This window comes from Streptomyces noursei (assembly GCF_001646665.1).
Classification (GTDB): Bacteria; Actinomycetota; Actinomycetes; order Streptomycetales; family Streptomycetaceae; genus Streptomyces; species Streptomyces lavendulocolor.
Genome location: NZ_LWBU01000279.1, coordinates 139,319 through 153,846, shown reverse-complemented (window position 1 = coordinate 153,846; position 14,528 = coordinate 139,319). Strand labels below are relative to the sequence as shown.

Genomic DNA, 14,528 nt, shown 5'->3' with positions numbered 1-14,528 from the left:
GGTCAGCGCGTGCCGACCGCCGCGCGCACGGCCCGCCGTGCCAGTGCGCAGTCGTCGTGCAGCCGCCGCAGCAGCAGCCGCTGTTCCTCGCCGGTCGACACCGCTCCGGGAGCGGCCGGCACCGAACCGGCGGGTGGAGCCTCCCGTATGGTCCGCTGCACCGCCGTCTCGTACGTGCGGATCTCCCGGGTCAGCACCAGCATCAGGTTCACCAGGAACGCGTCCCGGGCCGCCGGTCCCTCGCGCTGGGCGAGCTGGCTGATGTGGCGCCTGGCCGCGGGCGCGTCGCCCAGCACCGTCCACAGCGTCGCCAGGTCGTACCCCGGCAGGTACCAGCCCGCGTGTTCCCAGTCGACCAGGACGGGACCGGCGGGCGAGAGCAGGATGTTGGACAGCAGCGCGTCGCCGTGGCAGAACTGGCCCATGCCCTGCCGCCCGCCCGCGTGGGCCAGGCCGTGCAGCAGCTTCTGCAGGTCGTCGCGGTCCCGGTCGGTGAACAGGCCCAGCTCGTGGTAGCGGGAGATCCGGGACCCGTAGTCGAGCGGAGCCTCGAACGTCCCGGCCGGCGGCCGCCAGGTGTTGAGCCGGGTGACCGCAGCGAGCGCGGCCCGCAGATCGGCCCGGGGCGGTGCCTCGGCGGGGTGCCGCGTGAGCGCCGCCGCCCGTCCGGGCATCCGCTCGATCACCAGCGCGCAGTTGTCCGGATCGGCCGCGATCAGCCGCGGCACCCGTACCGGGGGGCGGTGGCGCACGAAGGCCCGGTAGGCCGCGATCTCATGACGGAACCGCTCGGCCCACGCGGGGGAGTGGTCCAGTAAACACTTGGCGACCGCGGTGGAGCGTCCGGTGGTCCCCACGAGGAGGACCGAGCGGCCGCTGCGCCGCATCACCTGCACCGGGTTGAACTCGGGGCAGATCCGGTGCACCGACGCGATCACCTTCCGCAACTGCGCGCCCTGGGTGCCGGACAAGTCGATTCTCCCGCTGAGCGGTCCGGCCACGGCCCCCGCCCAGCGCCGGGTCCGACCCGCCTGGGAAGGATCCAGGTACGGGCCGCCGCCGGCCGTGACGGTGCGCTGCTGCTGCGGCCGGGGCGGGGCGGACACGGAGGACGATGCTGTGTACATGGGCGAGACAGACCCCTTCGTGTGCCGACGATTTACGTACGCTGCCCCGTCCCGGCCGCCGGTCGACACCCTGGGGAATGAGGGCCGGTTGCCGGGGCGGGGTGGCGCTTTCCTACCTGACACCCGGGCGCGGGTGGCACACCATCTGGCGCACCCTGGCGAACCCTGGCGAATAGTCGCGGGCCCTATGACACCGGGTTAGTGTCAACTCAGCCGAGAACCTGGGGGCTTGACGTGACCGGAGAACCCAACACCCGCCTTGCAGACCTGTTCGGCCTCGCCGGCTGGTCCAAGGGCGAACTCGCGAGACTCGTGAACCGGCAGGCGGCGGCCATGGGCCACCCCCAGTTGGCGACCGACACCTCGCGGGTCCGGCGCTGGATCGACATGGGGGAGACCCCGCGCGATCCCGTCCCGCGGGTGCTGGCGGCTCTGTTCACCGAGCGACTCGGCCGTGTCGTGACCATCGAGGACCTCGGGTTCGTACGACACGGGCGCGCCGGGAAACGGCGGGACGTCAGGAACACCGACAACCCTGACGGGCTGCCCTGGGCGCCCGAGCGTACGGCTGCGGTCCTCACCGAATTCACGGGAATGGACCTCATGCTCAACCGACGCGGCTTGGTGGGCGCGGGCGCCGCGCTCGCCGCAGGCTCCGCACTCACCAGCGCCATGCACGACTGGCTCCACACCGACCCGTCACTCGCCGCCGACGCCCCCCGTCCCGGCGATCCCCTGCACGCCGAGCCCGCCGGGTTCGACCGTTACGAGGCCGCGCCCATCGGGTCGCAGGAGATCGAGGCACTGGAACGCTCGGTCGAAGTGTTCCGCGCCTGGGACGCCGCACGCGGCGGCGGGCTCCAGAGGAAGGCCGTCGTCGGCCAGCTCAACGAAGTGGGCGGCATGCTCGCCTATCGCCACCCCGACCACCTCCAGCGCCGGCTGTGGGGCGTCGCCGCCAACCTCGCCGTGCTGGCGGGCTGGATGTCCCACGACGTGGGCCTGGAACCCACCGCCCAGAAGTACTTCGTCATCGCCGCCCACGCGGCCCGCGAGGGCGGCGACCGGCCCCGCGCCGGCGAGGCCCTCTCCCGCGCCGCCCGCCAGATGGTCCACCTGGGCCGCCCCGACGAGGCCCTGGACCTGATGAAGCTCGCCCGGTCCGGCTCGGGCGAGGAGATCCTGCCGCGTACGCAGGCCATGCTGCACACCATCGAGGCCTGGGCGCAGGCGTCCATGGGCCGCGGCCAGGCCATGCGCCGCACGCTGGGCGAGGCGGAGGAGCTGTTCGTCTCGGACAAGTCCGACGTGCCGCTGCCGAGCTGGATGCAGACGTTCCGGAGCGAGGACCTGTACGGCATGCAGGCGCTCGCGTACCGCACCCTGGCCGAGCACGAGCCCGCCGCGGCGAAGCAGGCCCAGTACTTCGCGCAGAAGGCCCTGGCGCTGCGCAACGACGGCCGCCAGCGCTCGAAGATCTTCGACTACCTCTCCATGGCGTCGGCGTGCTTCATCGCCGACGACCCGGAGCAGGCCGACCGCTACGCCCGCCTCGCGCTGATGTCGATGGGCGAGACCTCCTCGCAGCGCACCTGGGACCGGCTGCGGGAGATGTACCGGCTCACCGGGCAGTACGCGGGCTACTCCAAGATCGAGGACCTTCGTGAGGAGATCCAGCTGGCCATGCCCAAGGCCACGACGGCCAAGAGGACCCGGCGCGGACGTGCCTGACGGCCGCTCCGGACCCTGAGGCCACGCCCGCACGGTCACCGACCGACGATCCACCCGGCACGACCGCCCGGGACCGGAAAGCAGGACCACCGGCCTCCGCAGGGCGACGGTACGACAGCCGGGAACAACAGCACGGCCGCACCGATCCCCGGCACCACGTCACACTCCGACGAACCGACATCACGGCCCGATGGGCGACACGGCAAAGCCGTCGGGAACCCCACCGCACGCGGAACGACCGACCACCGGGCTTCACCCCGACGCTCCGGTGCCCTGCCACCCCGACCGGGCCCACGCGCCATACCGCCACGGCATGACGCCCGGGCCGCAGCTCACGACCGGTCGCCGACCCTGGCGACCATCACGCAGGCGTCGGCCTCACGGGCCGTGCCGCCGAACTCCTCCACCACCGACCTCACGCACTCCTTCGCGTCCCGCGCCCGGGCGAACCGCGGCGCCAGCTCCAGCAGCCTCTCCCTGCCGGGGCCGCGCGTCAGGCCGTCCGTGTGCAGCACCAACAGGTCGCCGGGCAGCAGCACGATCTCGGCCTGCTCGTACGTCGCCCCGGACGTCGCCCCCAGCAGGGCGCCGTCCGGGCGGGTCAGCGCGCGCCCCGTCCCGCCGCGGAACAGCAGCGGGGCGGGGTGGCCGGCCTGCGCCCAGCCGAGGGTCCGGGTCCTGGGGTCGTAGCGGCAGCACACCGCGCTGCCCAGAGCCGGCTGCGACGAGGTGTCCAGCACCTGGTTGAGGTGACCCATCAGGGCTCCGGGCCTGATGCCCGCGACCGCCATGCCCCGCAGGGCGCCCAGCAGCATCGCCATCGTGGACGTCGCGGAGACGCCGTGCCCGGTCAGGTCGCCCACGGTCAGCAGGGCGTCCCCGTCCGGCAGTTCGAGCGCGTCGTACCAGTCGCCGCCGATCGTCGCGCTCGACGCCGACGGCAGGTACTGCGCGGCCAGGTCCAGCCCGGCCGGCCCGCCGTGCGGGAGCCCCGAGGACCCGCGCCACGGGGGCAGCACCGCCTCCTGGAGCTCCACCGCCATCCGGTGTTCGGCCTGCTCGATGTGGTGGCGGCGCTGCAACGAGTCGCGGGTCTCGCGCACCGCCCGCTCGCTGCGCCGCAGTTCGCTCACGTCCCGCAGGACCGCCCACATCGACGCGGTGCACCCGTCGACGTCGAGGACGGGCTCGCCCATCATGTGCAGGGTGCGCACCCGGCCGTCGGCGCGGACGATCCGGAACTCGCCGTCGATGGGTTTGCCGTCGATCAGGCAGCCCGTGACCATCGCCGTCAGCAGCGCCTGGTCCTCGGCGAACACCATGGAGGGCAGCTCGTCCAGGGTCATCGGGCCGGCCTCGGGGGGGCGGCCGAAGATGACGTACAGCTCGTCGGACCAGCTCACCTCGTCGGTGAGGAGGTTCCACTCCGCGCTGCCGACGCGGCTGAGCAGCGACCCGGTGGGCGGCGGGTCCGCGGGGGCGCGGTCGTCGGCGGCCGGGTCCTCGAAGGGCTCCGCGGTTTCGCCGGTGCCGTCCGGAGCACCCTGCCTGAGCTGACCCAACTGGGCGCCCAGGTCGTCGAGTTGGTGGACGGCGAGGTCGCACAGCGCGCGCTGCCAGCGGCCCTGGGGATCGTCCTCGTCCGCCACGGCGTCCCTGCGCACCGCGTCGACGTCTCCGCGCAGCCGACGGGTCTGCGAGATCAGGGCGTCCAGCGTGCCACGCTCGGGTGGCTGTGGGGCGGGACGGTCCGCGAACAGATGGGACGGCATGTCGTACTCCGATACGGGCGCGGCGCGGCCAGGGTCGTAAACTGAGGACCGGTTACGACTGTTGCACAGGCGGAGACACCCTGTAAGGGGTTTGGCAACACTCGATACGGTGGTGCTTCCGGCATATGCCTACGGCCCGGTGGAACCCGGCCGCGACGGGCCGGGCGACCGCCGGTGCCACCGGCTCCGGGGGTGCGGGACGGCCGGCGGTTCACGGCAGGATGGCGTCGACATAGCCGCCGTCGACGCGCACCGCCCCACCGGTCGTCGCGGACGCCTGGGGCGAGCTGAGGTAGACCACCATGTGCGCGATCTCCTCCGGCTCGATCAGCCGTTGCAGCAGCGACTGCGGCCGGTGCTCGCGCATGAACACGCGCTGCGCCTCCTCCCACTCCAGGTCCCGGTCGACCAGCTCGTACACGAAGTCCTCCACGCCACCCGTCCGGGTGGGGCCGGTGATGACCGAGTTGACAGTGACGCCCGTCCCGGCGGCCTCCTTGGCGAAGCCCCGGCTCACCGCCAGCAGCGCCGTCTTCGACATCCCGTAGTGGATCATCTCGACCGGGGTCACGACCGCCGAGTCGCTGGCGATGTACTGCACCCGACCCCAGTCCCGGCCGGTCATCCCCGGCAGGTACGCGCGGGTCAGCCGCACCGCCGCGAGGACGTTCACCTCGAAGTACCGCCGCCACTCCGCGTCCGTGATCTCCAGGGCCGGCCGGGACTCGAAGACGCCCAGGTTGTTGACGAGGACGTCCACCTCGGGCAGCAGCTCCACGGCCAGCCGGGCGCCCTCCTCCGTGGCGACGTCCGCGGCCACCGGGACCACCTCGGCGTCGGGCACCTCCGCCCGCAGCCGCTTCACCGCGGCCGTCACGCCGTCGGAGGTCCGCCCGTTGACGGCCACCGTCGCGCCCGAGCGCGCCAGGGCCGTGGCGATCGCCGCGCCGATGCCCTGTGTCGAGCCGGTGACCAGCGCCGTCCTGCCGGTGAGGTCCACATGCATCCGCCCGGTTTCCCTTCTCGTGCGTCATTCGTCCCCCGCGTCCCATGGTTCCCTTCCGTCCGGGCCCTCATACCCGCGCACCGGGGACGTGGACCGGCCGCCAGGGGGTACCCGGGACCTCCCGGCGCGGGCCCACCGGGCCGGGACGCAAGTGGAACCGTCGCCGTCGGAGGGCAGGAGCCGTGAACATGAACGCCGGCAAGCGGGTCGTCGTCACTGGGGCCACCGGAAACGTCGGCACCAGTGTGGTGGCGGCCCTCTCCGAGGACCCCCGGATCTCGTCCGTCCTGGGCCTGGCCCGCCGGCTGCCCGGCTGGTCGCCGCCGAAGACCGACTGGGCCGCCGTGGACCTCCGGGAGGAGGGGACCGACCTCGTCAGGCACTTCGAGGGCGCCGACGCGGTCATCCACCTGGCCTGGGCCTTCCAGCCCACGCACGACCCGGTGGCCACCTGGCGCACCAACGTCCTCGGCAGCCTCCAGGTGTACCGGGACGTCTCCGCCGCGGGCGTGCCCGTCCTGATCCACGCCTCGTCGGTGGGCGCGTACTCGCCCGGACCGAAGGACCGGACGGTCGACGAGACGTGGCCCACGCACGGCTGGCCGGGAGCCGCGTACACCCGCGAGAAGGCCTACCTGGAACGGGTCCTGGACGGCTTCGAGGCCCGCCACCCCGGGGTCCGGGTCGTGCGGATGCGGCCCGCGTTCCTGTTCAAGGAGGAGTCGGGGAGCGAGCAGCGGCGCATCTTCGCCGGACGCTTCGTGCCGGGCCAGCTCGCCGGGCCCCGCACGATCCCGGTGGTGCCGGACATCCCGGGCCTGCGCTTCCAGGCCCTGCACACCGACGACGCCGCCCAGGCCTACCGGCTGGCGGTCGTGAAGGAGGTGAGCGGTGCCTTCAACCTCGCCGCCGAGCCGGCCCTCGACGCCCGCCGGCTCGCCGAGCTGCTCGACGCCCGGGTCGTACGCCTGCCCCGGCCGGCCATCCGCGCCGCGCTCGCCGCGGGCTGGGGCCTGCGCCTGATCCCCGCCTCCCCGCAGCTCTTCGACGCCGTGCTGCGCGTGCCGATGCTCGACTGCACGCGGGCGCGCGAGGAGCTCGGCTGGCGCCCCCGGCGCACCTCCCTGGAGGCCGTCGAGGAGATGCTCGACGGCATGCGGCACGGCGCCGGTATGGACACCGCCCCCCTCACGGGCCGCAGGGCGAGCTGACCGGCGCGGCGGGTCCCGCCCGCAGGTGAATCCGGCGCTCCCAGTGGGCAGACCGACAGGGACGGGCAGGACGCCCTGACGTCCCGGCCCGTCCACCCGCTCGGTCCGAAGGGGGGCAACGGTGCCGGACAGGCGTCCTCGCGGCTACCAGCCCGACTGGCAACCGCGGCCCGCGACCCAGGAGTTGCTGGCCGCGGTCGAGTTCATCCTCGGCAGGTATGCCGCCCAGCTGCCGCTGACCATACGTCAGATCTGGTACGCGGCGGTCTCCGAGGGTGTGCTCGCCCGGCAGGAGCGGACCTACAAACGGCTGGTCGACCTCCTCGGCATGGCCCGCCGGTCCGGCCGCATATCGTGGCTGGCGATCGGGGACGGCACGCACACCGCCGTGGAGCCCGTCGCCTACGACGGGGCCGACGGCTTCCGGCAGGCGCAGCTGGACGCGGCGCGCGGCTTCCGGCTGGACCGGCAGACCGGCCAGGACGCCAGGCTGGAGGTGTGGTGCGACACGGCGGGCCTCGTCCCGCAGCTGGCCACGGTCACCGACCCGTGGGGCGTACCGGTGTACGCGTCGGCCACCGGGCTGTCCGGCAAGCGGGCCGCCGCCCAGCGGGCCGCGGTGGGCGGCCACGGCTGCGTGCGGATCCTGGTGGTCGGGGACTGGGACCCGAACGGGCTGCAGCTGTTCGCGGCCCTCGCCGAGGACGTCACCGCCTTCGCCGCGCTGGACGCCCCCGACGTGCTCGTGCGCTTCGACCGGCTGGCCGTCACCGAGCGGCAGATCGCCGAGCTCCGGCTCCCCACCGCCCCGGTGAAGGCCGGCGAGCGGCGGTCCTCCTTCCCCGGCGCGTCCACCACCCAGGCCGAGGCGCTGCCGCCGGACGTCCTGGCCGCGCTGGTGCGGGACGCGATCAGCGGCAGCCGCGACACCGAGGTCCTGGCCGACGTGCTGGAACGGGAGGAGGCCCAGCGGCGGGCCCTGCTGGAGCGCTTCCCGGGGGGACCCGGCGCTTCGGCGCGGCGGCGCCCGGCGCGGAGCTCCCGGCGCGGCGCACAACGCGCGGCGCACAACGCGCTGCGCCCGCCGCTCTGCGCCCGCCGCTCAGGGCGGCGGATCGCCCGGCGCCGCCGTCCCGCGCAGCCGGTCGAGGCGGCTGATCACCGGCGTCGCGGTCACCCCGTGCAGGACGACGGAGGCGACGACCGTGAATGCCACCGCGGCCCACAGCTGCCCCGCCAGCCCGTCGAAGTCGTCCTCGCCCAGGGCGTACGCGAGGTAGTACAGCGACCCGATGCCGCGCAGGCCGAACGCCGCCGCCACTATCCGCTCGCGCGGCCCGGCCGCCGAGCCGAGCTGTGCCACCCAGCCGGTCACCGGGCGGACGACCAGGAGCAGCAGCACGGAGACGGCCACCGCCTGCCACGTCAGGTCCGCGAGGCCGCCGCCGGCGACGTACGCGCCGAGCAGGAACAGCAGGAACGCCGTGAGCAGCCGCTCGATCTGCTCGGTGAACTCGTGCAGCACCTTGTGGTACCCGTGGCTGCGCTCGGCGGCGCGCAGCGTGCAGGCGGCGACGAACACCGCCAGGAAGCCGTAGCCGTGCAGCAGCTCCGTGATCCCGTACGACAGGAGGGTGGCCCCGAGCGCCACGAAGCCCTCCATGTGCTCCGACAGCCGCAGCGCCTCCGCCCGGGCGCGGAAGAACATCCACCCCAGCAGCCGGCCCACCGCCGCCCCCGCGACCACGCCGATCACCACCTTGCCGAGCGCGTCGGACAGGGCCCACCCGCCCATCCACCCGGTCGACCAGCCGGTCCCCGCCGCGGCGGCCAGGGCCGTGGCCGCGAGGACGAAGGGGAAGGCGAGCCCGTCGTTGAGCCCCGCCTCGCTGGTGAGCGTGAAGCGCACCTCGTCCTCGTCGTCCTCCGCGTCGGTCGGTTCACCCACCCGCACCTCCGCCGCCAGCACCGGGTCGGTGGGCGCCAGCACGGCGCCCAGCAGCAGGGCCGCGGCGGGCGGCCAGTCCAGCACCGCCCAGGCGAGCACGGCGACCGCCACGACGGTCAGCGGCATCGTGATGCCCAGCAGGCGCCAGGTGCCCGCCCAGGCGCGGAGTCCCGGTGGCCGGTTGATCGCCAGCCCGGCACCCATCAGCGAGACGAGCACGCACACCTCGGTGGCGTGCTCCACCCACAGCCGGTCCGCCACGGGATCGATCACGGGGACGGGCAGCGGCAGGAGCTGGACCGCGACACCGGCGGCCAGGAACACCATGGGCATGGAGAACGGGCGGCTGAACACCACGCGCGGCAGGACGGCGGCCGCGAGCGCGCCGACGCCCAGGCCGGCGTACACAAGATCGGAAAAGCTCATTCAGCAGTTGTGCGCGCGGTGAGCGTGAACAAACCCCCGTCCGGGTCACGAAGGGTGGCGTGGGCGCCCGGCTCGTGGTGGATCACCGTGCCGCCGTGCCGCCGCGCGGCCGCCACGCGGGCGTCGACGTCACGCACCGGGAAGTGCACCTCCCACCGGGGCCGGACCGCCGGGTCGGGCGCGGCCTCCAGGGCGCCGGAGCTGAGCCGGGCGACCACGTGGCCGGCGCTGCGCAGCACGACCTCGTCGCCCTCGTACTCGACGTCGCAGCAACCCGGCCGGCCGCAGGCCCAGTCGAAGACCTCGCCGTAGAAGATCGCGGCCTCGAAGGCGTCCCGGGTCTGCAGCCGCAGCCAGGCGGGCGCGGCGGCGCGCCAGGTCTCCCAGCCGGAGAGGAGCTGGCCCTCCCAGATGCCGAAGACGGCGCCGTCGCGGTCGGCCGCGAGCGCACCCCGGCCGACGACGAACCCGACCGGTCCGACGGCGACCGTGCCGCTGCGCTCCCGGATGCGGGCGGCGGTCTGGTCGGCGTCCTGCACCGCGAAGTACGGGGTCCAGGCGACGGCCACCTGGAGGGCGGAGGCCAGTGCTCCTATGCCGGCGACGGGGTTGCCGTCCTCCAGGGCGACGCTGAACTCCTCGCCGAGCCGCGCCGGGCGGAACTCCCAGCCGAGGACCGCGCCGTAGAAGTCCTGGGCGGCGCGCAGGTCGCGGGTCATCAGACTGACCCAGCAGGGAGCACCGAAGACGGAGCTGCTGGACGTCACCCCTGCCGCGGTGGTGGCTGTCGGCTTCCTGTTCATGTGCAAACCGTCCCGGTGTCACCAGTGGTGCGGATGTGCCGCAGGTGTCCCTGCTGTCTCTTCTGCCTCTGCCCGGTGTCCATACTTGCACTCTTCGCGAGGGATGGCCGTTTTGGTCACGCCGCGTATCAGCCGTGGCGGCGGCGCAGCCCGAGCCGGTGGGCCCAGCGCCGCAGGAGGCGCGCCAGGTGCCAGCGCTCCTCGTACAGCAGCCGGCCGGTCAGCGCGCCGCCGAAGACCACGAAGCCGACGCCGACGAGCCAGGACTGGACGACCAGCATGGTGCCGACCGGCCCGTAGGCGACCGCGTTGGAGGCGATCAGCGGGGAGAAGACCAGGCGGGAGAAGACCCGCAGTCCGGCCAGTCCGATCACGGTGCACACGGCGCCCGGCAGCAGGGCGCGCCAGGGCAGCCGGCCGCCGAGCAGGAGCCGCTGCGACCACCAGAAGAACAGCACGGCGCTGGCGACCGCGAGCACCAGGCGCCAGACCAGGTCGATGCCGACCGCGGGGCGCGTGAAGACGTCCGCCGACAGCAGGAGGTAACCGATGAGCAGCGCGAGCCACACGGCGTGGCGCCACATGGTGTGCCAGCGGGCGGCGGGCAGTTCCCACACCTTCTCGTAACCGGTCTGCACCACGCCGCCGAAGGTCAGGCCGAAGACCACCAGGGCGGCGAGACCGAAGCCGGTGATCGACTCCAGCGCCGCCCCCGGCGGCGCGAACAACCGTTCGACCTCGTCGATGGAGCCCTCCGCGACGCCGAGGCCGTCGGAGAGCCACTGGGCGAAGCCGGTGCCGCCGGCCGGGTCGGCCGCGGCGATCACGATCAGCAGGGGCACCAGGGTGAGCAGCCCGAGGGCGGCGAACCCCATCGAGCGGTGCATCAGTTCCAGGTCGTTGCCGGTCCGCCAGCCGCGCCCGGCGGCGGAGCGGTGGAAGGCGCGGTGCAGCCGCCCGAGCGACCATGCGCGGGCCCCGCCCTCGGTCCCGGGAGACTTGTCGGACATGCACCTCGCATACCCGGCGGCGGGGCGCGGGGCGCGGGTGGGGGCGGGGGAGGGCCCGAATGGACGCCTCCGCCCGCCCGCCGGACGCGCCGCCGCTACGACAGCTTGCCGTCGTAGTCCGGCAGCTTGAACGTCCTCTCGGCGCGGCCGCCGACCAGGTCGGTGGGCCGGTTGCCGATGTTGGCGATGATCGTGTAGCCCTTGGCCTCTATCTCGCCGCGCTTGGCCGTCTTGTACGCGCTCACCTCGTCGAACAGGTCCGGCAGGTCGCGCACGTACAGGCCGTCGACGGGGTAGCCGACCGCCCTCAGGTTGTACGCGGTGGGAGCGTGCAGGATGCCGGGCCGGGCGGTGACGAAGAAGACGTCCACCCCGCGCGAGTCCGCGTAGCGGACCAGGTCGAGGACGGGCCTGACGGCGGGCGTCGGGTACTCCCAGAAGTAGTGGAAGTCCGTCTCCAGCGAGGTGTTGTCGATGTCGAGGACCACGGCCAGCTTCTGGCCGGAGGCGGACGCGGTGCGCTGCTCGATGTAGGGGCGGGCCTGGGCGAGGGCGGTGGCCACGTCCCGCTGCCAGGTGGTGTAGTCGACGCCGCCGAGCTGGGCGCCGGTGGTCGCGGTGACGCGGGTGGCGGACGCGGTCGGCGGGGCGGCGGTGGCCGTGGTGGTGGTCGCGGCGGTGGTGGCCGTGGTGACGGCGAGGGCGGCCGCGGTGAGCGCCACTCGTGTTCTCCATCGAGCTGCATGCATGGTGTTCAACTCCTGTGGGGGTGGGGAGCGGTTGACGCGTTGGCATGCTCGCGCTCAATGATGGACGGAATGAGGCATTCCATCTACTGGTCGGTAGCCATTTGGTTCGGGCGGTGCGGCGCACGCGCGAAATCGGCTTGCACGGCGGGCCGTCCGGCCCCGACAGTGGCCCGATGCAGACGGGACCCACACTCACCGTCCGGGCCGCCCGGACCGACGACGCACCGCAGATCTGCGAGCTGCTCAACACCATCGACACGATCGAGATCGGCGCGCCCGAGACCGATCTGCACACCATCGAGGCCGACCTGACCCACCCCGAGGTGGAACTCGCCCACGACTCCTGGCTGGCCTTCGAGGAGGACCGGCTCGTCGCCTACGCGCTGGTGTGGAGCGACTCCGGCGGCGAACGCGTCGACATGGACCACTACGTCCTGCCCGACCACCAGGCCGCCGGCGAACGCCTGCTGGACCTGGCGGAGGAGCGGTGCCGCCGCATCGCCGGGGACCAGGGCGCCACCCGGGCCGTGGTCCACCTGCACCTCAACCGCCGGCCGACCATCGACACCACCCTCCTGCGGCGGCGCGGCTGGCACACCGTACGGCGCTACCAGGTCATGCTCCGCGACCTGACACCCCACCAGGAGCCGCTGCCCGAGCCCCCGGCCGGAGTCACCCTGCGCGCCTGCACGGACGAGGCCGACCGGCGGCGCGCCCACGCCCTGGTCGAGGAGACCTTCGCCGAGCACTTCGACCACCAGCCCCGCACCTACGAGCAGTGGCTCGACGACATCGACGCCGCCCGCCTGGACTGGTCGCTCGTCTGGATCGCCGCCGTGGAGGGCACCGGCGACGCCGCCGTGCTCCTCTCCCGCAACGACCGCGCCGGCATGGGCTGGGTGCGCAACCTGGGCGTCCTCAAGGCCGCGCGCGGCCGGGGACTCGGCGGCCACCTGCTGCGCCACGCCTTCGGCGTGTACGCCGCCCTGGGCCGTGACCGGCTGGGGCTCGGGGTCGACACGCTGAACGAGAGCGGCGCCCTGCGGCTCTACGAGGCCCACGGCATGCGGCTGCACTACGCCGTGGACACCTGGGAGGTCACGCTCCCGGTGACCGCCGCCGGCTGACCGTCCGCCTCCGGACGGCGCCCGCCCGGCGGCGTGCCCGCCGCCCCCGGTCCGTGCGCGCCGGGGCCGGCGACCGGCCGGCCCGCGGTCACGGACGGCGGAGCAGCGTCTCCAGCACGGAGTCCACGTAGACGCGGTCCGGGGGCAGGACCCCCGGCACCGCGTGGGCCAGCTGGGTGTGGCCGAGGTAGGACGTGTACGCGAGCAGCCCGCGATGGGCGGCGGCCGGTGCGGAGAAGCCCAGGTCCTCGAAGAGCCGGGCGACGTACCCGATCCGGCGCTCCGTCACCCGGCGCAGCACGGCGGCGACATGGGGCTGTCCGGCGTCCGCGAGCAGCGAGACCTCCAGCGGGTCGTTCACCGCCTCCGTCATGACCGCGAGGAACAGCGAGCGCAGCCGCTCCTCCGGGTCGGGACGCGCCTCCGTGGCCTCGATGATCCGCTCCGTGGAGGTCTCCTCCCACCGCGCGAGGGCCGCCTCGACGAGCGCGTCGCGCCCGGTGAAGTGCCAGTAGAAGCTGCCCTTCGTGGTGCCCAGCCGGGCGGCCAGCGGCTCCACCGCGACGGCCGCCAGACCGCCGCCCTCCGCCATCGCTGCGAGGGCCGCGTCGGCCCAGTCCTCGGCGGTCAGCCGCCTGCGGCCGCCCGCCGGTCGTTCGCTCCTCATGACCGTACGGTAGCGTACGGAAAAACATACGCTCCCGTATGGAGGGTCGTCATGCGCACGGTACGGAACGTCCACGCACGCGTCATCGAGGCACCGGCGGACCGGGTGGGCGCCCTGCTCGACCGGATCGCCTCCGACGACGACCCCCTCTTCCCGGCTCCCGTCTGGCCGCCGATGCGGTTCGACCGGCCCCTGGGGGTCGGCGCGGAAGGCGGTCACGGCCCCGTCCGCTACCGGGTCACCGCCTACACCCCCGGCCGGAGCGTCCGGTTCGACTTCGCCCCGCCCGCGGACGGCCACCACCGGCTCGACGTCGAACCCCTGGGACCCGGCCGCTGCCGCCTGACGCACACCCTTCAGGAGCGCCAGGGGCCGGGCCAGGCGCTGCTCTGGTCCCTGCTCGTGCGCCCCGTGCACGACACGGTCGTCGAGGAACTGCTCGACAACGCCGAGCACGCCGCCACGGGCCGTACCGCCGCCCCTCCCACCACCCGGCCGCCCCTGGTGCGGCTGCTGCACCGCCTGGGGCAGGAGCGGCCGGTCGCCGTCCCCGTCCCGGACGGCGCGCGGCTCGCCCGCACCGCGTTCGACCGCACCGACTTCGCCGACGCCTGGGGCGTGCCGCTCGACCCCGGCATGCCCCGCGACCCGCGCGCCTGGCGGGACGTCCTGCCCTTCCCCGTCATGGCGAGCGAGGGCGACGAACTCCTGCTCGGCCAGGACGCGCGGCACCTCGACTTCCGCGCCTCCCTCCTCGTGGGCGAGCGGGACGTCACCCTGAGCACGGTGGTGCGGACCCACAACCGGCTCGGCCGGCTCTACTTCGGCGCCGTGCGCCACGTCCACCCGTTCATGACGCGGCTGGTGCTCCGCCGCACCCGGCGCCGGCTCGCGCTCGCCGCACCGACCGCGGGCTCGCGCCACCGCCGGCGGGAGGCCGCCCGGGGCTGA

General features: G+C 74.0%; 13 protein-coding genes. 4 read left to right on the top strand and 9 right to left on the bottom strand.

The annotated features are described in order from the left end of the window. Positions 1–2: 2 nt before the first annotated feature. Positions 3–1,127 (bottom strand): aminoglycoside phosphotransferase family protein, encoded by a 1,125-nt coding sequence (locus A4V12_RS19400; protein ID WP_064070625.1) that lies wholly within the window; start codon positions 1,125–1,127, stop codon positions 3–5. A 234-nt stretch (positions 1,128–1,361) separates the two neighbouring features. On the opposite strand from A4V12_RS19400, the gene A4V12_RS19395 reads away from it, so the two are divergent. Further along, positions 1,362–2,858: a DNA-binding protein NsdB gene (locus A4V12_RS19395; RefSeq protein WP_064070624.1), complete on the top strand. Its 1,497-nt coding sequence runs from the start codon at positions 1,362–1,364 to the stop codon at positions 2,856–2,858. A 332-nt stretch (positions 2,859–3,190) separates the two neighbouring features. Here A4V12_RS19395 and A4V12_RS19390 read toward each other — a convergent pair whose 3' ends face one another. Continuing rightward, positions 3,191–4,630, bottom strand: a complete 1,440-nt coding sequence (locus tag A4V12_RS19390) for a PP2C family protein-serine/threonine phosphatase (protein ID WP_064070623.1) — start codon at positions 4,628–4,630, stop codon at positions 3,191–3,193. A 211-nt stretch (positions 4,631–4,841) separates the two neighbouring features. After that, on the bottom strand, positions 4,842–5,636 hold the full coding sequence (locus A4V12_RS19385; RefSeq protein WP_064070622.1) for an SDR family NAD(P)-dependent oxidoreductase: 795 nt from the start codon (positions 5,634–5,636) through the stop codon (positions 4,842–4,844). Between the two features lie 188 nt (positions 5,637–5,824). Between A4V12_RS19385 and A4V12_RS19380 the strand changes: the two genes are divergently transcribed. Next, a complete protein-coding gene (locus A4V12_RS19380; protein ID WP_423545949.1) occupies positions 5,825–6,847 on the top strand; it encodes an NAD-dependent epimerase/dehydratase family protein in 1,023 nt (340 codons plus the stop codon). Between the two features lie 402 nt (positions 6,848–7,249). On the opposite strand, the gene A4V12_RS19375 is transcribed toward A4V12_RS19380, so the two are convergent. The 5 genes from A4V12_RS19375 to A4V12_RS19355 form a co-directional block, all read right to left on the bottom strand. After that, positions 7,250–7,777: a hypothetical protein gene (locus tag A4V12_RS19375; RefSeq protein WP_064070620.1), complete on the bottom strand. Its 528-nt coding sequence runs from the start codon at positions 7,775–7,777 to the stop codon at positions 7,250–7,252. Positions 7,778–7,949: 172 nt separating this feature from the next. Next, entirely contained in the window at positions 7,950–9,221 is a 1,272-nt protein-coding gene (locus A4V12_RS19370) for a cation:proton antiporter (RefSeq protein WP_064070619.1), read from the bottom strand. Further along, entirely contained in the window at positions 9,218–10,024 is an 807-nt protein-coding gene (locus A4V12_RS19365) for a VOC family protein (RefSeq protein ID WP_064070618.1), read from the bottom strand. Before A4V12_RS19365 ends, A4V12_RS19370 begins: the two co-directional genes overlap by 4 nt. A gap of 128 nt (positions 10,025–10,152) precedes the next feature. Next, entirely contained in the window at positions 10,153–11,034 is an 882-nt protein-coding gene (locus A4V12_RS19360) for a YhjD/YihY/BrkB family envelope integrity protein (protein WP_079137152.1), read from the bottom strand. A 95-nt stretch (positions 11,035–11,129) separates the two neighbouring features. Further along, positions 11,130–11,783: an HAD family acid phosphatase gene (locus A4V12_RS19355; RefSeq protein ID WP_064070617.1), complete on the bottom strand. Its 654-nt coding sequence runs from the start codon at positions 11,781–11,783 to the stop codon at positions 11,130–11,132. 173 nt (positions 11,784–11,956) lie between these two features. Here A4V12_RS19355 and A4V12_RS19350 point away from each other — a divergent pair, with 173 nt between their 5' ends. Then, entirely contained in the window at positions 11,957–12,910 is a 954-nt protein-coding gene (locus A4V12_RS19350; protein ID WP_064070616.1) for a GNAT family N-acetyltransferase, read from the top strand. A gap of 88 nt (positions 12,911–12,998) precedes the next feature. On the opposite strand, the gene A4V12_RS19345 is transcribed toward A4V12_RS19350, so the two are convergent. Further along, complete coding sequence (locus A4V12_RS19345; protein WP_064070615.1) at positions 12,999–13,577, bottom strand: TetR/AcrR family transcriptional regulator; 579 nt, start codon at positions 13,575–13,577, stop codon at positions 12,999–13,001. A 51-nt stretch (positions 13,578–13,628) separates the two neighbouring features. Between A4V12_RS19345 and A4V12_RS19340 the strand changes: the two genes are divergently transcribed. Continuing rightward, positions 13,629–14,528 (top strand): DUF2867 domain-containing protein, encoded by a 900-nt coding sequence (locus A4V12_RS19340; protein ID WP_064070614.1) that lies wholly within the window; start codon positions 13,629–13,631, stop codon positions 14,526–14,528.

Bases quoted from the DNA above. Each gene is read 5' to 3' on its own strand.
- A4V12_RS19365 (WP_064070618.1), bottom strand. From the start codon at position 10,024: ATGAACAGGAAGCCGACAGCCACCACCGCGGCAGGGGTGACGTCCAGC.
- A4V12_RS19340 (WP_064070614.1), top strand. From the start codon at position 13,629: ATGCGCACGGTACGGAACGTCCACGCACGCGTCATCGAGGCACCGGCG.
- A4V12_RS19345 (WP_064070615.1), bottom strand. From the start codon at position 13,577: ATGAGGAGCGAACGACCGGCGGGCGGCCGCAGGCGGCTGACCGCCGAG.
- A4V12_RS19380 (WP_423545949.1), top strand. From the start codon at position 5,825: ATGAACGCCGGCAAGCGGGTCGTCGTCACTGGGGCCACCGGAAACGTC.
- A4V12_RS19350 (WP_064070616.1), top strand. From the start codon at position 11,957: ATGCAGACGGGACCCACACTCACCGTCCGGGCCGCCCGGACCGACGAC.
- A4V12_RS19390 (WP_064070623.1), bottom strand. From the start codon at position 4,630: ATGCCGTCCCATCTGTTCGCGGACCGTCCCGCCCCACAGCCACCCGAG.
- A4V12_RS19385 (WP_064070622.1), bottom strand. From the start codon at position 5,636: ATGCATGTGGACCTCACCGGCAGGACGGCGCTGGTCACCGGCTCGACA.
- A4V12_RS19355 (WP_064070617.1), bottom strand. From the start codon at position 11,783: ATGCATGCAGCTCGATGGAGAACACGAGTGGCGCTCACCGCGGCCGCC.
- A4V12_RS19370 (WP_064070619.1), bottom strand. From the start codon at position 9,221: ATGAGCTTTTCCGATCTTGTGTACGCCGGCCTGGGCGTCGGCGCGCTC.
- A4V12_RS19360 (WP_079137152.1), bottom strand. From the start codon at position 11,034: ATGTCCGACAAGTCTCCCGGGACCGAGGGCGGGGCCCGCGCATGGTCG.
- A4V12_RS19400 (WP_064070625.1), bottom strand. From the start codon at position 1,127: ATGTACACAGCATCGTCCTCCGTGTCCGCCCCGCCCCGGCCGCAGCAG.